13 protein-coding genes are annotated in these 20,309 nt (G+C 43.8%); 11 read left to right on the forward strand and 2 right to left on the reverse strand.

Annotated elements, in window-relative coordinates:
• Positions 1–155: 155 nt before the first annotated feature.
• Together PAENI_RS05350 and spoVB are read left to right on the forward strand one after the other, a co-directional pair.
• A complete protein-coding gene (locus PAENI_RS05350) occupies positions 156–2,945 on the forward strand; it encodes a glycoside hydrolase family 3 C-terminal domain-containing protein (RefSeq protein WP_149644501.1) in 2,790 nt (929 codons plus the stop codon).
• Positions 2,946–3,221: 276 nt separating this feature from the next.
• A complete protein-coding gene (spoVB, locus tag PAENI_RS05355; protein WP_149644502.1) occupies positions 3,222–4,778 on the forward strand; it encodes a stage V sporulation protein B in 1,557 nt (518 codons plus the stop codon).
• A 615-nt stretch (positions 4,779–5,393) separates the two neighbouring features.
• On the opposite strand, the gene shc is transcribed toward spoVB, so the two are convergent.
• Together shc and PAENI_RS05365 are read right to left on the reverse strand one after the other, a co-directional pair.
• The gene (shc, locus tag PAENI_RS05360; RefSeq protein WP_149644503.1) at positions 5,394–7,286 is read right to left on the reverse strand and encodes a squalene--hopene cyclase; all 1,893 of its coding nucleotides are present in this window, start codon (positions 7,284–7,286) and stop codon (positions 5,394–5,396) included.
• Between the two features lie 128 nt (positions 7,287–7,414).
• Positions 7,415–7,861, reverse strand: coding sequence for an OsmC family protein (locus PAENI_RS05365; protein WP_042188137.1), 447 nt, complete (start codon positions 7,859–7,861; stop codon positions 7,415–7,417).
• A gap of 231 nt (positions 7,862–8,092) precedes the next feature.
• Between PAENI_RS05365 and PAENI_RS05370 the strand changes: the two genes are divergently transcribed.
• The 9 genes from PAENI_RS05370 (at position 8,093) to PAENI_RS05410 (ending at position 20,237) form a co-directional block, all read left to right on the forward strand.
• Complete coding sequence (locus PAENI_RS05370; RefSeq protein ID WP_188114489.1) at positions 8,093–8,737, forward strand: formylglycine-generating enzyme family protein; 645 nt, start codon at positions 8,093–8,095, stop codon at positions 8,735–8,737.
• Between the two features lie 106 nt (positions 8,738–8,843).
• Positions 8,844–9,134 carry a hypothetical protein gene (locus PAENI_RS33005; RefSeq protein WP_405176747.1) on the forward strand — a complete coding sequence of 97 codons (291 nt, stop codon included), beginning with the start codon at positions 8,844–8,846 and terminating at the stop codon, positions 9,132–9,134.
• A 190-nt stretch (positions 9,135–9,324) separates the two neighbouring features.
• The gene (locus tag PAENI_RS05380) at positions 9,325–9,708 is read left to right on the forward strand and encodes a hypothetical protein (protein WP_149644506.1); all 384 of its coding nucleotides are present in this window, start codon (positions 9,325–9,327) and stop codon (positions 9,706–9,708) included.
• Entirely contained in the window at positions 9,695–10,180 is a 486-nt protein-coding gene (locus PAENI_RS05385; RefSeq protein WP_076285740.1) for a nitroreductase family protein, read from the forward strand. Before PAENI_RS05380 ends, PAENI_RS05385 begins: the two co-directional genes overlap by 14 nt.
• 11 nt (positions 10,181–10,191) lie before the next feature.
• A complete protein-coding gene (locus tag PAENI_RS05390) occupies positions 10,192–11,931 on the forward strand; it encodes an ABC transporter ATP-binding protein (RefSeq protein ID WP_149644507.1) in 1,740 nt (579 codons plus the stop codon).
• The gene (locus PAENI_RS05395) at positions 11,918–13,771 is read left to right on the forward strand and encodes an ABC transporter ATP-binding protein (protein WP_149644508.1); all 1,854 of its coding nucleotides are present in this window, start codon (positions 11,918–11,920) and stop codon (positions 13,769–13,771) included. The genes PAENI_RS05390 and PAENI_RS05395 overlap by 14 nt, the downstream gene beginning before the upstream one ends.
• A gap of 143 nt (positions 13,772–13,914) precedes the next feature.
• Positions 13,915–16,446: a GH39 family glycosyl hydrolase gene (locus PAENI_RS05400; RefSeq protein ID WP_149644509.1), complete on the forward strand. Its 2,532-nt coding sequence runs from the start codon at positions 13,915–13,917 to the stop codon at positions 16,444–16,446.
• 167 nt (positions 16,447–16,613) lie between these two features.
• On the forward strand, positions 16,614–17,927 hold the full coding sequence (locus tag PAENI_RS05405) for an MFS transporter (RefSeq protein WP_149644510.1): 1,314 nt from the start codon (positions 16,614–16,616) through the stop codon (positions 17,925–17,927).
• A gap of 36 nt (positions 17,928–17,963) precedes the next feature.
• On the forward strand, positions 17,964–20,237 hold the full coding sequence (locus tag PAENI_RS05410; RefSeq protein ID WP_149644511.1) for a glycoside hydrolase family 3 protein: 2,274 nt from the start codon (positions 17,964–17,966) through the stop codon (positions 20,235–20,237).
• Positions 20,238–20,309: the final 72 nt, after the last annotated feature.

Below are 20,309 nucleotides of genomic sequence, written 5' to 3' on the forward strand. Positions count from 1 at the left end.
ACTAGACCAATATAATTATATTAATAAAGTTAATTATTATATATATTCCAGTTTTCCAATGTACTATAATGATATAGATGCATTGTTAGCATGTTATTAAAGGAATGAAGATTTCAAGAAACAACCTATAGAATTGACCAACAGGAGGAAATAAGTTGAGCACACAGAATGTGGGAATTCCATTAGAAGGTTTTGCAGAATTTAGCCGGACAGTAGCCGCTGAAGGTGCGGTGCTGGTGAAGAATGATAATCAGGTACTTCCGCTTGGCGAAGGCGATAATGTTGCGATTTTTGGCAGATCCCAAGTGAATTATTATCGCAGTGGTACAGGTTCCGGCGGTAGTGTCCATGTTACTTATACGACCAATTTATTGGATGGTCTTCGCACTAAGAAGAACTTTACAGTTAACGAAGAGCTGGCTGCTGTCTATGAAAAGTGGATTGAACAGAATCCATTTGATAATGGTGGAGGCGCATGGGCTGCAGAACCTTGGCATCAGAAGGAAATGTCTTTGAGCAATGAATTAGTTTCCGAAGCTAGAAACAAATCGAATAAAGCCATTCTTGTAATTGGACGGACGGCAGGGGAAGATCAGGATAATGCTGATGCACCGGGCAGCTACCAATTAACAAATGATGAACAGGCAATGCTGAAGCAGGTAACTACATATTTTGAGCAAACAATCGTTGTCCTGAATGTCTCCAACATTATTGATATGAACTGGATGAACGATGAAAGCTATAAATATCCAATTTCAACTGTGATTTATTCATGGCAGGGTGGTATGGAAGGCGGAAATGCGATTGCAGATGTGTTGTCTGGAGAGGTAACTCCAAGTGGTAAACTGACAGATACAATCGGTTATTCCATCAATGATTACCCATCAACGCAGAATTACGGCAATGAATTTACGAACTTGTATCAGGAAGATATCTATGTAGGATATCGTTATTTCGAGACATTTTGCCCAGATAAGGTTCAATTTGAATTTGGTTATGGTTTATCTTATACAACTTTTAGTATCGAGCCAGAAGAAGCCAAATTGATTACCAAAGAAGGCGAGTCTTTCATTGAAATCGGCGTAACCGTTACCAATACAGGAACTTCCTTTGCTGGTAAAGAGGTTGTTCAGGTCTATTATGAAGCTCCGCAAGGTAAGCTTGGTAAACCAGCTAAAGCTCTGGTGTCATTCGGTAAGACGAAAGTTCTTGAACCGGGTGAAGCACAGCGCCTTACCGTGAGTTTCTCAGCTCATTCTATGGCTTCTTATGATGACGCAGGCGTAACAGGACATGCTTCTGCCTATGTTCTCGAAGAAGGTACGTACCTCTTGTATGTGGGAACTAGTGTTAAACAAGTGGTGGCAGTCAGTGTTGAGGGTAAAGACGGCTATGTCGTTGAAGCTCTTCAAGTTGTGGAGCAATTGCAAGAAGCTCTCGCGCCTACAGAAAGCTTTACGAGAATGATGCCAGGCGCTCAGAAGGCGGACGGTTCGTACGAGATTGTTTATGTTGAAGTTCCTAAACGTAAAATTTCGTTGGCTGAGCGAATTGAAACTAATCTTCCAGAGACGATCTCACAAACAGGTAATAAAGGATATAAATTAAGAGACGTATATGAACAGAAGGTTAGCATGGAAGCCTTCATTGCACAGCTCAGTGATGAGGATTTGGCTGCAATTGTACGTGGTGAAGGGATGAGCAGTCCTTTAGTTACACCGGGCACGGCTTCTGCATTTGGAGGCGTAAGTGACAGTTTATTTAATCTTGGAATTCCAGTGGCTTGTACAGCTGATGGTCCTTCAGGGATTCGTATGGACAGCGGAGCAAAGGCGACTCAAGTTGCAATCGGAACGCTTCTTGCAGCTACTTGGAATGCGGAATTGGTAGAAGAGCTTTATGTTATGGAAGGGCAAGAGTTGTTAAGAAATAACGTGGATTCCTTGCTTGGACCTGGCCTTAATATCCGACGCAGTCCGCTTAATGGACGTAACTTTGAGTATTTTTCAGAAGATCCTTTGATCTCTGGGGTGTTCGCTGCTGCATGTACTCGCGGTATTTTGAAAGGCGGCTCAACCGCTACGATGAAGCATTTCGCTTGTAACAATCAGGAGAAACATCGTAGTAAAGTAAACGCCGTGGTGTCTGAACGTGCACTTCGTGAGATTTATTTGAAAGGTTTTGAAATCGCCGTGAAGCAGGGCGGTTCGAATTCTATAATGACCTCCTACAATCCAGTTAATGGACACTGGGCGGCTTCGAATTATGATTTGAACACCACGATTCTTCGTGGGGAGTGGGGCTTTAAAGGCATTGTAATGACTGACTGGTGGGCGATCATGAATGATGTTGTTAATGGCGGACCAGCAGATCGGAAATTTACAAATTGGATGGTTCGTGCACAAAACGACCTCTATATGGTTGTGCCTAACTATGGTTCAGAAATTAACGGATGGAATGATAACACCATTGAGTCGTTGGAAAATGGTACGTTAACCCGTGGAGAGCTCCAACGTTCTGCCATAAACATTTGTGAGTTTATCATGAATGCACCTGTATTCTCGAGAAAACAGGAAATTGTAGAAACTGTAGAGTTCTTTAAAGCTAATCCTTCACTTACTGAAGAACAAGCTCAATCCTTATCACAGAATCCACAGGTTAAACCTGTCGTAGAAGGATCGACTAGCTTTAAAGTGGAACAGGCTGGTCAATACCGTATCCTGGTGCATATCATGTCAACGGAACCTGAGCTGGCTCAAAGTGCGTGCAATGTATCAGTGAATGATCAATTGATGACAACCATTCAAACAAATGGTACTGAAGGTCAGTGGATCAGACAAAAGCTTGTGAAAGTTGAACTCGAAGCAGGTCTTTATGATATGAAATTGGAGTTCATCAAACCAGGTTTGCAGATCGATTGGATTGAATTCAATAAAATCGACTAGGTGTCATGCGTTAATGTTAGATAGATCGTTAATATTAATCATTTCTAAAAACCGCGATATTTTTCGCGGTTTTTTTGTTGTACTTATTGTTGCGGGGGGATTTCAACTCCTTTATCGGATACTAAAATATGAGAAAATTGCCCGGTATACCAACTATGGTGTGTCGGGCTTTTTGCAGATTATATACTTTACAAATACTTGTCTGCATGTACTTGTGTTTGTTCGAATAAGTTAGAAAGTAGGACCAGGACAAACCATAGGTGGAGATGCGTAGAAATGGGGATGCGTAAACAAAGCTTTATTCGTGGCACGTTCATTTTAACCGTGTCGTCATTTTTTACAAAAGGGCTCGGATTTTTGAATGGCGTTTTGCTGGCACGTTTCTTAGGAGCCGAGGGGGTAGGGCTGCTTATGATTGCTCATCCTCTGCTACCCTTGTTTATTACACTGACAGAGCTGGGGCTTCCTGTTGCGATTTCAAAGCTTGTCTCAGAAGCTGAGGTTAAGCAGGATGAAGCGCGAGTAAAGCGAATTCTCAAAGTATCTTTAAGTATTACGGGTACGTTGAGTATTATACTAACTTTAGTGGCTCTATTTGGCTCCAAATGGATCGCGTCGGTTTTTTTAGCCGATCAGCGGGCGTATTATGCTATGGTCGCTATTACGCCGATCATTCCAATTATTGCGATGTCAGCTGTATTAAAAGGTTATTTTCGTGGAAAACAGAACATGAACCCGCTGGCCTTTTCCGATATTATTGAGAATTTGGCGCAAATCATTGTCATTATCGGTGTTGTGAACGTTTTGCTGCCTTATGGGATTGCTTATGCAGCTGCGGGCGCTATGGCGGCTTCAGTGATCGGCGAAGGCTTTGGTCTGCTCTATTTGTTTGCTGTCTTCAAATGGGCAAATCGAGGGAAGATCAAACCCACCCTACCGCCTAATTCAAGTTTTTCACCCAAAGGAGACAGTACGTTGAGAGATCTGCTGCGCATCGGCTTACCGATGACAGGCAGCGGTTTTATTCATTCTCTCTATCATGCGTTTCTCCCATTGCTGATTACGAAAAGTCTAGTCCTGTTTGGTGTGGGGGTTGAGATGGCGACTAAGCAATTCGGACTTTTAGCGGGATATGCTCTCCCAATGTTGTTTCTCCCCAGCTTCTTCACACAATCGTTGTCCACTGCATTAATTCCGGCGATCAGCGAAGCAAGTGTGAGCAATAACAGCAAGCTTATGCATAGTCGGATGGATATGGCTATGCGTTCCGCGCTTATTGTTGGTCTTCCATGTACAATCATCCTGTACTTATGGGCTGTACCATTAACTACTTTGATCTATCATTCGCCAGAAGCGGGCGAGCTGCTAAGGTTGATTGCCCCCTTATTTTTCCTTTATTATTTTGGAGCACCACTGCAAGCGATTCTGCTTGGTTTGGGGAAAGCATCAACCGTCATGTGGAACCATATTCTTACGAATATCTTTGAAGTGATTGCGATCTTTGTTCTCGGTTCTAATATTGGCATCGAAGGGGTTGCTATAGGGTTCGGACTGGGGCTTTTGCTGCTGACGCTGCTGAATTTTATGTCTGTGGCAGGAACGATAGGATTTTATTTTGACTTTCGCATTGTATTCAAGGTGGGCGCGGGAGGAATTATCATGACGATTTGCGGGATGACGGCTCACGGTATTCTGGAACGAATGGACCTGGGGCAGATTATTGAACTGTCCGGAGCGCTAATCGTTTCATTGATCACCTATGCTGCAACATTGCAGGTAACTCATGCTTGGGAACGGTCACCGAAACCACCGAAGATTACGCCTGTTTCTTGAAAGGGAATATTTCGGTATCATGCTCCAAAAAGTAAATCGAATATGATGTAACCCTCTGTGTAACAGTATGGAGGCGGATGAAGGTAACGGGGAGCAGCGAGGTGTTTAACTGTATTTTGTACAGCTATAATCATTCAAAACAATTGCGCTATTGAAAATAGCTATAACTGACCTTAAAAGCAACTTTATCCTAGATTCGGAATTTCAACGGACCCACCGCCGTTATTGCCTTGAAAAATACCCCAAATGACTCTCTTTTTAAGGAATAGTTTCACTGGAGTCCGTAACCTAACTCAAAAGCGTAAAAACAGGCAAATAGCGTCTTCTGGGTCCGAAAAGCTCTGAGCTTGATCAAGACTGGGTGATTTAGAAGGAAGTGTAACGGACAAAAGTATTCAACCCCCGGTTCATAACATCAGAGCAACGATTCTCCAATAACGGATGATCGCTGCTCTGATGTTTTTTACGAATTTTTGTTTGAACTGATGAATACATACCGGAGCGGATTATTGGAAAGGGGAGCTAGATTCCCAAAAAGGGCTACATAAGTGCGATCCAAGCTTTTATGAGACACCTTGAGAAGTGAAGCAGGACTACGCTAGTTATTACCGAGTATTATCCTTGACCGTATTTTTTTCTAAAATGACTCATTGTGAGTAACGGCCAGATATAGCGATAACTATGATAATTGGAATAGAAATTACCGGGGAGACCAGCGCCTGTTGGATAAGAAGTTTTCCAATCCTCTTCATGAATAGACATCATTAATCTTTCAATCCCTTTTTCCACCGCTGCTGTTGATTTCGGCTGAATGGTGATGAGTGCGTCAAGCGCCCATGCGGTTTGGGAAGGCGTACTTTCGCCTAATGGTACATACTTCAAAAACCGATCACTATGACAAGATTCCCCCCAACCACCATCCGAGTTCTGTATGCTTAGGAGCCAATTCGCTCCTTTTTGCAATGTTTCATGTTCCAGTGGCAGGCCAACGGCCTGCAATCCTGTTATGGCAGCCCAAGTCCCATAGATGTAACAAACGCCCCATCTTCCGTACCATGAGCCATCCTTCTCCTGATGCTGAATCAGCCATTTCACACCTCGCCCGATGAATTCGTTTCGCGCATCAAGGTCGGCAAAGTTCCCGAGATACTCCAAGGTACGCCCGGTTAGATCTGCCTCCGAGGGATCAATAGCAGCAGATTTAGCCCCATCGATTGCTAGCCAAGTGAGCATTTCTTTATTGGTGTTTTTTTCAAAAGCTGGCCAGCCACCGTCTTTATTCTGCATCGATAGGACCCAGTTCAGTCCACGATTCCATGACTCTAGATAGGATGGCTGAGTTATTGATAAACTTCGAATGGCTCGTAAAGCAGCGGTCGTATCATCCACATCCGGATTAATCGTATTAGATTCTGAGAAACCCCATCCCCCCGGAGTTGTATCCGGATTATGAATACTCCAATCAGCAGTTTTATGTTGTTGTCTGGTCAGCAGATACGAAGTAGCACGTTGAATCGCGAGATGATGATCGGGAATTTGTGCCTCCTGCAAAGTATAGGCGATTAGAGCCGTGTCCCATATCGTAGACGGAGAGTTTTGAATTGTTGTTTTACTTTCAGAACGGCATTGCATCGAGGTAAGCCCATCAATGGCATTCATAATCAGAGGATGCTGCTGGTCATAGTCCAGAGCCAGAAGGGCATACACCATAAGAATTGTACTAGTTGCGTAACTGTATAGAGTCCCGTCGGATTCAATCCGCTGGAGAATAAACTGTTCTGCTTTGGTTCGGGCAACTTCGTGAATGTAGCGAGGGCTTCCAAGAAGTCTGCTTAGGCCAGTTTGAATAACGTCCTGCAGCTCTTGATATCCACGGGAAGCGGGTTCAGCATCTTCAATGCGTGTGTCTATGAGATCAGATAGATCAGGAGCATTCACTGTTGAGATCGAGAAACGTCGATCGGCCATAATAAGCATAGGCGTGAGATGCACTCTTGAGTAGCCAGAGAACTCAAAATAATTAATAGGAAAATAAGACGGGAACAACAGAACTTCTAGAGGAATCGAAGAGATCGATAAAGGCCATTTGCTCTGACCAGTAGCTGCGAGAATGACTCTGGTTAGGATGCTAGTTACTTTTCCAATTCCTCCTTTGGATTGAATATAATGCTTTGCGCGCAATATCGGCTCATCTGTCACCTTACTGTACCCAGAATAGAGAAGGGCGTAGTAGGCTTCAACCGAGGTGGATAAGTTACCATCTTCTTCATCTCTATACAATTGCCAGAATCCAGCGGACTGCTGCTCAGCAAGAATACGATCATGTAGCTGTCGAATCAGGGCTTCATTCTGTACGTTCAAAATCCGAAAGAGAATGATGACATAGGCATCGATAACGATTCCATTCTCAAAACAAAAGTGCCAAGATCCATCTTGCTGCTGTTGATCAATCAGGAATGCCGTTAAACGCTCGATCTCATTATCTACTGTGCTCAGTATAGGATTCATTCCTTAGGTACCTCCGAGGTCCTTCATTTTTAGTATTATATGATGGATGAGAGGTTGAAATGAAAAAGGACTGTAAAGTTGCTTTATGCAACCTCACAGCCCTTGATAATATTTAGCTAATCAATCGGTTAATTTTCAATCACGATACGGTTCAGCTTAAGATTTACCGGGGCAGCAATCGTGTCACCCACAGGGCATTTGCTTTCTAAAAATTGTACGAATGCTTCGACCTTCTCGGCAGGGGATGGGGTCTTTATGTAGAATGTATAGCGAATATCTGAATAGCCGGGTCGGACTTCAGAACGGTTAAAAAATCCATCGAGGTCCAGATCACCTTCCACGTCTACTCTGAAATCTTCAAGCTCTACCTCAAATTTGGAAGCATAAACTCGAGCCACAATAGATTGGCAGGCCCCTAAAGAAGCAAGCAAAGCTTCAACAGGATTCATTCCTGTATCCGTCCCCCCGAGATTTTGTGGTTCATCGATGACGAGCTCGAATTGTCTTGCTTTAGTAATGACTTTAACCCCATCTTGTAAATGGGCAGTTGCTTTGAAAGTTTGAACATTTGGCATTTGTCTACACTCCTTCTTCTGGACAACCCAATTATGATTAGATGTTTCGAACATTATGTAATTCATAGTATTTTTCTAGGAATTGTTTAGATTATAGTTCTATTCTTTATACCCTGTCAATACTTGATTAGTATTATTTGGATTCTTACATCTTCATGGGTTGGATTTTGTTAAAAAGTATGGGGAGAAGATAAAGTGTCAAATGAAATTGAGCGCTACTTGAACAGTCCTATGGTTAAAATTCTAGGGGGAGCAATAGAGTTAAGAGATGATCGAATAAAAACTAAATGGAAGACTGAAATAAAACCATTTCATCTTGCACCGAATCCTGTAACGGTGGATCTATACAATATTGTTACTAAAAAAACAACGAAGTCATACGTCGAAAACCATAAACCTGTAGTGAATGTTTCTTGGAATGATGCTATTTCTTTCTGTAATCTGCTTTCTCAGAAGGCTGGATTGAAACAAGCTTATGTTATAAGTGACGATGGAGATCATATTATTTGGGATAGGGAATCCAATGGCTATCGACTTCCAACAGAAGCAGAGTGGCAATATGCATGTAAAGCAGAAACTACTGGCTATCAATATGGCGAGCTAGATAAGATAGCTTGGTACAATGAAAATTCAGATGGTGAACTCCATGTTGTAGGGACGAAAGATCCGAATGCATGGGGGCTTTATGATATGTTAGGGAATGTTTGGGAGTGGTGCTGGGATTTATATGATGAACAAGTGTATGGCTCCTATCGGATTTTTCGAGGAGGCAGCTGGGCTGAAGAGGCCAGGGGCTGTGGAGCAACCTGTCGTCGTCGCAGCCATCCCACATTTTGTGTGGATGATCTTGGGTTTCGTCTTGCTCGATCTTTATAACATTAATTCGTCCCTACATTAATCAATTCACATTAACACAGAAAATGATTGTTCCTAAAATAGACTTACTACAGGAGGTGCTTCTAGAATTAGAAAGTTTGTAGCTATCTCCGTTGTAATTATTACTCTGCTCGTTCTAGGAATGTACGCAGCACTTCAGTTTAAATATAATTCACTTGAGAAAAACTTAAGAGAATATTTGATCACTGTTGAAGGATACTCTGAATCTGATTTACTGAGTATTAAAGCTAAACTGAGCTCAATGCCGAAGTTCCCTGTATATGTTAGATTTGCTAATGAACCAGATACGGATTATATTTTCACAGACAGAGATGCATCAGATTGGAAGCAACTAGATCCTAAGGAGCCGCAAAGATTAAAGAAGGTTAATCAATAGTTGAGATATAGCAAAAAATCTTGGTCAGTAAAATGAATAGCATCTCTCCAAGCTGACCGCACTCTGTGCGGTTTTTTCTTTGTGGATCTTGCTAATGAAAAAGATAACTTGACAGAAAACAATCGGACGTATACATTTGTATACATCAACAAATCGTATACATACGTATACAAAAAAAGGAGGAGTAAATATGCGTGATGGACATTTCGGAAAACACGGTCATAGAGAACATGGGGAACACAAAGACCGTGGAGAGCATAGAGATCGCGAGCATATCAGCAGACATGGGATGGATTCTATGGATGGTCCCCCAAAAAGTGCTCAAACCTTTCGTCGCGGCAGAGCTCTAGCATTTTTGGAAAAGCTTAATGTGAATCGAGCCACTTTACAGCGGCAGCTGCAAACACCGGAGCTGGATTCGATCAAGCAAGTGATTAGCGGTGAATTGAAGGCAACGGAAGCGATCATTGAAGAGTTTATCCATATTTTTCAGATTCATGAAGTAACGCCGGAAGATAAGACTGTTGGCGAAATTAAAAAAGAGGAGAATGATCAAAAAAATGAAAACCATTGATCTTATAAAAACCCGTAGAAGTATTAAGCAATTTAAGGCGGATTCTATTCATGAGGATGATTTATTGAATTGGCTGGAAGCAGCTAGTTATGCTCCAAACCATCGTATGAACGAACCTTGGGAACTCCTATTTATCGGGCCTGAGACTAGAGCTAAATTAAAGCATAAGACGAATTTTGGAAGCGCTCCTGTCGTTCTTGCTATCTTATCTAAACCTGGTGCAACAGCGTTTGAGCGTGACGAGAATGTTATGGCTGCCGCTTGTTTTGCACAGAACTTCTTATTAGCTGCACATGAAGTGGGGGTTGGAGCATATTGGGCTTCTTTAGGTGCTTTACCTCATAATCGTGAAATTCTAGGTGTCCCGCAAGATTACGATGTGATTGGACTATTTGGCATTGGATATCCGGAGGAAGTTCCAAATGCTAAGCCAAGAACACCGATGAAATCAAAAATCACATATTTATCTTAACAGGTGATGGAATGTGGAAACTTAAGAGTTACTTAAGGCCATATTGGTTGTGGTCTGTGTTAGCACCACTTATGATGATGCTCGAAGTGTTTATGGATTTGCTTCAACCTACACTAATGGCGAGCATTGTGGATCATGGGATTATGACGAAAGATTCATCACATATTTATTCGACGGGATTGACCATGCTTGGAGTAGCATTTGTCGGTCTAATTGGTGGGGTGGGTTGCACCGTTTTTTCGAGCATCGCCTCACAAAATTTCGGGAATGATTTACGGATTAACCTGTTTGAACATATTCAGAAATTCTCAAACAAGAATCTGGACCAATTGAAGACGGGCTCGTTGATTACTCGTTTAACAAACGATGTGGTACAGCTACAAACCTTTGTTCAGATGATTTTGCGGAATATTCGCTCTCCATTGCTATTAATCGGCAGCTTGATAATGGCTATACGGATTAGTCCTTCACTAACCCTTATCCTTGTCGTTGCCGTGCCATTGCTGGTTGCAATATTATATGGGTTGATTCGACTTTCTTTCCCTTTGTTCGAGAAAATGCAGGTCAAATTAGACGGCGTCAACACAGTATTACAGGAAAATTTATCGGGTATCCGTGTAGTCAAAGCCTTCGTCCGTGCTAAGCATGAACAGAAACGGTTTAATACAGCTAATAAGGATTACACAGAAACTGCGATAAAAGCGGTGCGATTAATGTCGTTAAATATGCCGCTCATGATGCTTGTGCTCAATGCTAGTATCGTAGCTGTTCTTTGGTTTGGTGGGCTGCAGAGCTGGAACGGCTCGCTGCCGGTCGGTCAGCTAATCGCCTTCATTAACTATATCACCCAATTGTTGATGTCTATGCTGATGTTGAGCAATATGCTCACATTCTTCTCACGTGCAAAGGTCTCCGCAGATCGGGAGAATGAAGTGTTTTCTACGATCAGCGAGATTACAGACGTAACCGAAGCTAAAAAAGATAAGCTACGAAACGGTCGAATTGTATTTGACAACGTTTCCTTTGCCTATGATCCTGCGGATGAGAACCTCGTGTTAGATGGCATCAATTTCACTGCTGAGCCAGGTGAAACTGTAGCCATTCTTGGAGCCACCGGTGCTGGTAAATCAACCTTGGTGAGCCTCATTCCACGCCTTTACGATGTATCTTCTGGATCAATCACAATTGATGGTTCCGACACTCGGCAAATTTCTTTGGAACATTTACGTCGCAAGATCGGTTACGTTATGCAGCAAGCCATTCTGTTCAGCGGAACAATCCGTGATAATATCCGATATGGCAGACCGGAGGCTACGGATGAAGAAGTGGAACAAGCAGCAAAAGCTGCTGAAGCTCACCATTTCATTTTAGAGCTACCACAGGGTTATGATACAGTGCTTGGCCAACGAGGCATCAACTTGTCCGGTGGGCAGAAGCAGCGGCTTTCGATTGCAAGGGCGTTGTTAATTCAGCCAACAATTCTCATCATGGATGACAGTACTAGCGCTCTCGATGCAGCGACAGAGTCGCGAATTCGGCAAATGTTAAAAAAACGGCTGACTAGCAGCACTAATATTATGATTGCTCAGCGTGTCACATCTGTGATTGACGCGGACCGCATTTTAATTCTAGAAAACGGCCGAATTGCTGTACAAGGTACACATGATGGTCTAATGAGTAGCAGTGAAATTTATCGAGACATCTGGAAATCACAGATGAAAGGGGAGGAGGTTCCTTATGTCAAAGCATGATAACGGCATGAACACTCCTCCTATCACTAGAGCAGGTGGATTCGGACCAGCAATAGGACCGGGATCTGGCCCCGGACGCGGCGGCGCTGTGCCAATCGTGCGCGCCAAAAATCAAGCGAGCACGCTTAAACGCATCTGGACTTATTTGAATCGTCAACGGTTCGGGTTAATCATTGTATATGTATTTACTGTGTTGAATGCACTTCTTTCATTGATCGGACCGTATCTCATCGGTAAAGCGATTGATACTGCGGTTATTCCACACGATTATCAGGGTCTTATTCGGTTTTGCATACTTCTTATTGGCATTTATGGGCTAGGCAGTGTAGTTGCCTGGGTGCAAGCATACGTCATGACATCTGTTTCGCAGAATACTGTTTTTGAGCTGCGCCGTGATCTGTTCAGCAAGTATCAGCAGCTGCCCATTAAATTTTTTGACACTCGGGCTAACGGAGAATTGATGAGCCGGGCAACTAACGATATAGAGAGCGTATCCAGCACACTCAATCAGAGTGTAACCCAATTGTTAAATAGTTTGATTACACTAAGCGGCTCCCTCGTTATTATGTTAATGCTGAACGTTCCGTTGACTGTAGTCTCATTAATCACGATCCCGCTCGTTTTATTGGCTAGTCGAAAAATCATTGGTTTAAGCCGCACTTATTTTAGAAATCAGCAGCGACATTTAGGTGAACTTGGCGGGTTCATCGAAGAAACCATCAGCGGACAAAAGGTGGTCAAACAATACAGTAGGGAAGAGTCAGAAGTTAAACGATTCCGAAAAATAAGCGGAGAACTGAATAAGGTCAGCATTAAGGCACAAATCGTATCTGGATTAGTGGGACCCGTGATGAACATGATTAATAACCTTGGATTTGCGATCATTGCCGGGGTTGGGGGCTGGATGGCTTTCCATAACATGGCTACGGTTGGTATAATCGTTAGCTTCCTTACCTATTCCAAACAGTTCGGTCGACCTATTTCTGACCTTGCTAACCAGTACAATTTAATTCAATCTGCAATCGCCGGTGCGGAGCGTGTGTTTGAAGTTTTGGAGATGCCGTCCGAATACGGGGATGAAGAAAGTGAGGATCTCCCAAGATTAACAGGGGAGGTTGTTTTTCAGGACGTTTCTTTTGCTTACAAAGCGGATTCCCCGATTCTGTCGGGCGTTACGTTTGAAGCAAAACCTGGGGAGAAAATTGCACTCGTTGGACCAACAGGAGCAGGTAAAACAACCATCGTTAACCTGCTGATCCGATTCTATGATTTGAATGGCGGTTCCATACGAATTGATGGTCGCGACATCCGAGAGCTGGATAAAAACGCACTTCGTAGTCAACTAGGGATGGTGCTGCAAGATGCGCATGTATTCTCGGGAACGATTCGTGAGAATATTCGGTTTGGCCGACTCGATGCGACCGATCAAGAGATTGAGCAGGCGGCTCAGCTAGCCAATGCGGATGCTTTTATCAAAAGATTGCCGCATGGTTACGAGACCCTCCTCAATGCAGAAGGAAGTAATTTGAGTCATGGCCAGCGCCAGCTGTTAACGATTGCTCGCGCAATTTTAGCTGATCCTGCCATATTAATTCTTGACGAAGCAACCAGTAGCGTGGACACACGTACGGAAATGCACATTCAACAAGCAATGAAGAATTTGATGAAGGGTCGAACAAGCTTTGTAATCGCCCACAGGCTTAGTACGATCCAGGACGCCAATCGCATACTCGTGATCCAGGGTGGAGGAATTGCTGAGCAAGGAAGTCATGAGGAGCTTCTTGCGATGCAGGGCGCCTATTACGAGTTATACAATACCCAGTTCAAACGAGCGATTTAAAGAAACATTTGTATGGCTTATGAAAAAACACTGACTTGGATCAGTGTTTTTTTGTTAGCGAGGTGACCACAGACCAGCGAATTGACCGCCGAAACGCTACATTGTATGCTACTACAAGATAATGTAAACAAGGAAGTGATTATTTGAGCCATTCCAGCTATGAACAGCTTGAGACCGAAGGCAAACTACCGTTTGATGTTTCTTTACATAGTGTCAACTTTGTGCCGAATCACTGGCATATGAGTGTGGAGCTGATTTTTGTGCTGTCCGGCAATCTAGAGGTTTCGACCGGAAACCGTCAATATAGGCTTAAAGAAGGCGATATGCTACTCATTAACCAGTGTTACGTGCATGAAGTTATCGGATTAGATCAGAATATCATCGCTACCTTTCAAATCCCAACAACCTATCTTAAGCAGCACATCCACAATGTGGAGAAGATCAGCTTTGAATGTTATTCTGCTGAAGTCGGTCCTGAGAAGCAAAATGGCTTAGATAACATGCGTCAGCTCATGGCTGAAATGGTACAGCTGAAGTACAAAGGTGGAGAAGCCTATGAACTGGGGATGGAAGCACGTATGCTTGGGTTATTCTCTGTTTTGGTCAAACAGTTCAAGCTGCCAAATTCCGGCGAAGCGATGAATATAAAATATATGGAACGAATGATGAGCATCATCACTTATATAGATGAACATTATAAAGACCCGGTGTCGCTGCAGACAATCGCGGAACGAGAGTATTTGTCTGTGCCGTATTTGTCCAAATTTTTTAGCGAGAACATTGGGGTCAACTTCCAGACTTACTTAACCAGCATTCGTTTAAAAAATACCGTAGAAGCCCTTTTAAGAGATCAAGATCATTCGCTTGCTGAGCTGGCACTTGAGCAGGGCTTTCCAAACGCAAAATCTTTTTACGCTGCATTCAAAAGCCGATATCATATTACACCACATGAATATCGCAAAAAATATCGGCCTCAAACTCATGCGAAACAGGAAGGTTCTGCTTCCGGCTACTTAGCATTTAATCAATTCAGCGCACTGGGTATTGTTCGGCAATTCCTCCGGCGTAGTCAGTCGCACCAGCTTGAATCCGTACATGCGGTTGTTCAGCTGTCTGCGAGTATTCCTTTAGACAGGATTCAGCGGCAAATCCAGCATAGCTGGAAAAATATCATTACGATTAGCAAAGCAAATGAAGGACTTCAAAGTGATGTACAAGCTCATTTGAAATATGTACAAGAGCGGTGTCCGTTTCGCTATTTGCGTTTTCATGGAATTTTTGATGATTCAATGATGGTATACCGGGAGGATCACGAAGGGCAGGCACATTTTAATTTTCGCTTTGTAGATCAGTTGTTTGATTTTTTGTTATCGATCGGCTTGAAGCCTTTTATAGAACTGGGGTTTATGCCTTTTGATCTCGCAGTAGACAGCAGTAAACATGTGTTTTATGAAAAGAGTTACGTGAGTCCGCCTAAATCCATGGACCGCTGGTGTGAATTGGTAGATCAGTTTATTCGCCATTGTCTCAATCGGTACGGTCTTGAAGAGGTGGAAAGCTGGAAGTTTGAATTCTGGAACGAACCGGAATATGGTTTGTTCTGGCCTGCGACGGAAGAAGCGTACAACGAATTGTATGCCCGAACGTTCGACACCCTCAAAGCCATCTCTCCGAACCTTCAGATTGGCGCTCCCGGTAGAATTATTACTCTGAACTCCAATGCGTTTTGTGAACAGTTTTTCGCTTTCTGCAAAGAACGGGGTTGTCTTCCAGACTTTATCCCGTTACATTTTTATCCGCATGAGGACATGGATGATCTGCTTAGTAGAAATTGGGAGCCTAAGGAACGATTAAGTGAAAAAGAAATATCTCCGCTTACAGTAGAGGGGTTCAACAAAGTGTCCCCAAACCCCGATTATTTGATGGAATCGCTGGAGCGTGAAATCGGGCTGCTCGCTGAGCTGGGACTTAACGGACAAGAGCTATATTTAACCGAATGGAATTCAACAGCATTTCATCGTGAACTGACCAATGACACATTATATAAAGCTGCATATATCGTAAAAAATATCATCGAAAATCTCGACAGCATCAGTGGGTTCGGATATTGGGTACTGAGTGACAATATTGAAGAAACAGCGGCTTCATCCCGGATATTTCATGGTGGACTTGGACTTATGGCTCAGTATGGAATTCCGAAAGCGGCTATGCATGCCTATGAAATGCTCGCTAAGCTGGGGAATCGGCTAGTCGCACATGAAGAGGGTTATATAGTGACAGCTGGAAGAGGTGGTTATCAGATTTTGGCTTATAATTACTGTCATTTTGATGATTTGTACGCGCTTGGTGATACTTCATTCATTACACCTACTAGTCGTTATAGTGGCTTCAAAAACGAGAGGCTTCTTAAAATTGAACTCACATTAACTGGATTACCATCTGGCAGATATAAGCAAGTGAACCATGCGATCAGCAGGGCACATGGCAGCAGCTTTGACAAATGGGTAGAAATGGGGGCTCCACCCGTTCTGACTGCAGATGACACTGCTTATCTAAAAGCTGCCTCTCTTCCAGGTAGACAGATTCAGCTTATTGAAGTAGGTGAAGAGCTTTCTGTTGTCATTAGAATGGAACCTCATAGCGTAGAGCTCATTGAGCTGACTCCATTGTTTTGAGAAAATGAGTCAATTTTTAAGCTTCATCTTGATGAATAATATTGAAACGCTTTCATTTAGATTAAAAATGAACCTAAAAGTGTGTAATAAACCACCTCTCCTCCAAGAGGTGGTTTATTTTATAATCAAATTGTAAACGGTTTCTAAAAGGACGAGGAGGAATTACAATGACTGGAGCATCGTCTAAAGGGCAGGTTCACACCCCTTTTCGTAGATTGACCTTTGGTATTCTGCTTGGTTACGGCATGATGATGCTGGCACTGATGACACCTGCCACCTTGCTGCTGACCTTTAAAATGATTGAAGTGGATCCGAATGGATATACCTCTTCCTATGGACTGGTTGCAGGAATAGGCGCATTCTTTGCTCTTATCGGAAATCCGATTGGCGGTGCACTCAGTGACCGAACTCATCTTTCGTTCGGACGGCGGCGCACGTGGATTATCCTAGGTCCACTAGTTGGCTGTGCTGCGCTGGTATGTACTGGTTTCGCCAACGAGCCTTGGCAGATCATGATTAGCTGGGCAGTCGCCCAATTTTTCTTCAATGTAGGGATGGCAGCCTATACAGCGCTCATTCCAGACCAAGTACCTCAGGAGAAACAAGGGACAATCTCGGGATTAATCGGTCTCACTATTCCAATCGCTATGACGGTAGGGATGATCATGATGACAGTGATGACCTCAGTTTCTTCAGAAATTAAGTGGCTTTTGCTAGGTGTAATCGGCATCATAGGTCCACTTCTCAGTACGTTGATTATTAAAGAAGGTAAAGTAGAACTTGTTCCCAAGACACATAATCAAATATCGCTGGGTAAGAAGCTGAGTACGATTTTTCCTAGTCCACGTAAATTCCCGGAATTCTCTTGGGCTTTCGTATCCAAGTTCCTGATCATGATGGGATATTGTAGCACTTTATACCTCACAGTCATGCTGGTAAACCGGATGGGACTTACGGAAGAGCTGGCCACCGCAAAGGTTGCTACGATTAATATCGTTATGCTAGTGGGTGTTGCAATTACAAGTATCTTCGGTGGGGTGTTGTCAGATAAATTTGGTAAGCAAAAACCATTCCTGATTGTTTCAGGGTTCATCATTGCTATTGGGGTTCTGTTGTTTGCCTTTGTGCCAAGTTATCCGGCCTACATTGCCGGAGCTACAGTGATCGGATTGGGCTTTGGCTGCTTCTCAGCCGTAGATATGGCACTCGTTGCACGCATTCTTCCAAGTAAAGAGGATTCAGCCAAAGACTTCGGGATTATGAACGTAGCTAATGCCTTGCCACAGTCCATTGTTCCAGCAATCGCTCCTGTGCTGTTAGGCATCGGTAGCTGGACCTTCTTTTACATCTTCCTTGCCTTCTGCACTATACTCGGTATGCTGGCAGTGAAGCCACTTCCAGAAGTGGGAACAGAGAAAAGAGCTCAAACTGCTGAACTAACAGCTGTCGAAGTGCAATCACAAAAAGCCAATCTGGTCTAAGAAAAAACAAACAAGAAAACAGTGGAGGGAAACCATATGAATCAGAGAGAGACTATTAACACTAAAAGCCTTCATACCATTTCTTACGTAAGCAATAAGGGGGGGCCAGCCTTGGGTTATTCCCCTGATTCTGGAGTGCAGATTCTCGAACAGGACGGACTGTTCTTCAAAGATCTGAATCGTAATGGCAAACTGGATAAATATGAGGACTGGCGATTGACGCCGCAAGAGCGGGCTCAAGATCTAGCTTCACAAATGAGTATTGAACAAATTGCTGGACTCATGCTGTATAGTCGTCATCAATCTATCCCAGCACTTAGTAGCAGCTGGTTCTCAGGAACGTATAACGGTAAATCTTATGAGGAGAGCGGAGCCAAACCATGGGAGCTTACCGATGAACAGCTGGCATTTCTGGCACAGGACCATCTAAGACATATTCTGGTGACCACCGTGGAAAGTCCGGAAATTGCCGCCCTGTGGAACAACCAGGTGCAGGCATTTGCAGAAGGAACCGGCCTTGGGATTCCAGCCAACAACAGCTCCGACCCACGCCATGGCTCAGATTCTAGCTCAGAGTTTAATGCTGGAGCTGGTGGGCAAATCTCCATGTGGCCGGAGACGCTGGGCCTTGCGGCAACCTTCGATCCGAAGATCACCTATCGTTTTGGGCAAGTTGCCTCACGTGAGTATCGTGCACTTGGTCTAGGGACGGCGCTATCGCCGCAAATCGATATTGCTACAGATCCGCGATGGTTTCGTTTTAACGGCACTTTTGGCGAGGATTCGAAGTTATCTGCTGACATGGCAAAGGCTTATGTCGACGGCTTCCAGAGCTCGGAAGATGACCGGGAGATTAACGAAGGCTGGGGATATGACAGCGTGAACGCTATGGTAAAACACTGGCCTGGCGGTGGTTCCGGGGAAGGCGGAAGGGATGCACATTATGCTTGCGGCAAATATGCTGTCTATCCGGGCGGTAACTTTGATGAACATCTTATTCCTTTTACAGAAGGAGCTTTTAAGCTGGATGGTCCAACCAAGCAGGCTTCAGCGGTCATGCCATACTACACAATTTCTACAGATCAAGATCAGTTGAACGGGGAGAATGTCGGAAATTCTTATAGTTCCTATCTTATTACCGATCTGCTTCGGGATAAATACGGTTACGATGGCGTTGTGTGCACAGATTGGCTCATTACAGCAGACGAATCAGATAGTAAGGATTCCTTTCTCAGTGGTAAACCTTGGGGCGTAGAGGGTATGTCCGTCGCAGAACGGCATTACAAGCTCTTGATGGCAGGCGTTGACCAATTCGGCGGCAATAATGAGATGGAGCCCGTCCTTGAAGCATACCGAATGGGAGTAGCTGAACATGGAGAGGTATGGATGCGGAATCGTTTTGAGCGGTCAGCTGTTCGGCTTCTACTTAATATTTTCCGTCTGGGTCTCTTCGAGAACCCGTATTTGAAGCCTGAGGAGAGCGCTCAGATTGTTGGGAATCCTGAGTTTATGCAATCAGGCTATGAAGCACAGCTGAAGTCGATCGTGCTGCTGAAGAACAAAAATCGGGTATTGCCGCTGGCAGCGAAACAAACCGTATATATTCCGAAGCGTTATACTCCAGCAGGAAAGGATTGGTTCGGCAACCCAACGCCGGAAAAGACAGAATACCCGGTCAACCTGGATGTTGTGTCTAAATATTATCATGTGACAGATCAGCCGGAAAAAGCAGACTTTGCTCTTGTCTTCATAAGCAGTCCTAAATCAGGAGTAGGCTTTAGTCAGGAAGATTCTGAGCAAGGCGGTAACGGCTATGTGCCCATTAGCTTGCAATATAGACCGTACACTGCGGAACATGCTCGGGAGCAGAGCTTAGCTGGAGATGCGCGAGATAACGATGTACTCAACCGTTCTTATAAAGGAAAAACCGTTGTTACGCATAATGAGAGCGATCTGGATCGTGTCCTGGAAGCTCGCAAGCTGATGAAAGACAAACCGGTAATTGTGTCGATGTTGCTGTCCAATCCTTCGGTTGTTGCCGAATTTGAGGGAGAGGCTGATGCTATACTTGTTAACTTTGGGTTACAGGATCAAGCACTTATGGAGGTGTTAACGGGTGCCGAGGAGCCTTCGGGATTGCTCCCAGTACAAATGCCATCAGGTATGCAAACGGTAGAAGAGCAGCTGGAAGATGTGGGCCATGACATGGAATGTCATGCGGATTCAGAAGGACATGTATATGATTTTGCCTTTGGAATGAATTGGAATGGTGTTATAGAGGATGAAAGAACGAAGAATTACCGGAAATAAGAACCGTTCTGCGGAAAAATAAAAGTAAAGCACCGCCTGAAGAATTTATCAGGCGGTGCTTTGTATATCAAT

Source organism: Paenibacillus sp. B2(2019) (assembly GCF_008370385.1).
In the GTDB taxonomy this organism is placed as follows: domain Bacteria; phylum Bacillota; class Bacilli; order Paenibacillales; family Paenibacillaceae; genus Paenibacillus_AQ.

What these genes read in the sequence shown, in the direction of transcription:
- spoVB (WP_149644502.1), top strand. Translation starts at nt 3,222, where the DNA reads ATGGGGATGCGTAAACAAAGCTTTATTCGTGGCACGTTCATTTTAACC.
- shc (WP_149644503.1), bottom strand. Translation starts at nt 7,286, where the DNA reads ATGAATCCTATACTGAGCACAGTAGATAATGAGATCGAGCGTTTAACG.
- PAENI_RS05365 (WP_042188137.1), bottom strand. Translation starts at nt 7,861, where the DNA reads ATGCCAAATGTTCAAACTTTCAAAGCAACTGCCCATTTACAAGATGGG.
- PAENI_RS05370 (WP_188114489.1), top strand. Translation starts at nt 8,093, where the DNA reads ATGGTTAAAATTCTAGGGGGAGCAATAGAGTTAAGAGATGATCGAATA.
- PAENI_RS05380 (WP_149644506.1), top strand. Translation starts at nt 9,325, where the DNA reads ATGCGTGATGGACATTTCGGAAAACACGGTCATAGAGAACATGGGGAA.
- PAENI_RS05385 (WP_076285740.1), top strand. Translation starts at nt 9,695, where the DNA reads ATGAAAACCATTGATCTTATAAAAACCCGTAGAAGTATTAAGCAATTT.
- PAENI_RS05390 (WP_149644507.1), top strand. Translation starts at nt 10,192, where the DNA reads ATGTGGAAACTTAAGAGTTACTTAAGGCCATATTGGTTGTGGTCTGTG.
- PAENI_RS05395 (WP_149644508.1), top strand. Translation starts at nt 11,918, where the DNA reads ATGTCAAAGCATGATAACGGCATGAACACTCCTCCTATCACTAGAGCA.
- PAENI_RS05405 (WP_149644510.1), top strand. Translation starts at nt 16,614, where the DNA reads ATGACTGGAGCATCGTCTAAAGGGCAGGTTCACACCCCTTTTCGTAGA.
- PAENI_RS05410 (WP_149644511.1), top strand. Translation starts at nt 17,964, where the DNA reads ATGAATCAGAGAGAGACTATTAACACTAAAAGCCTTCATACCATTTCT.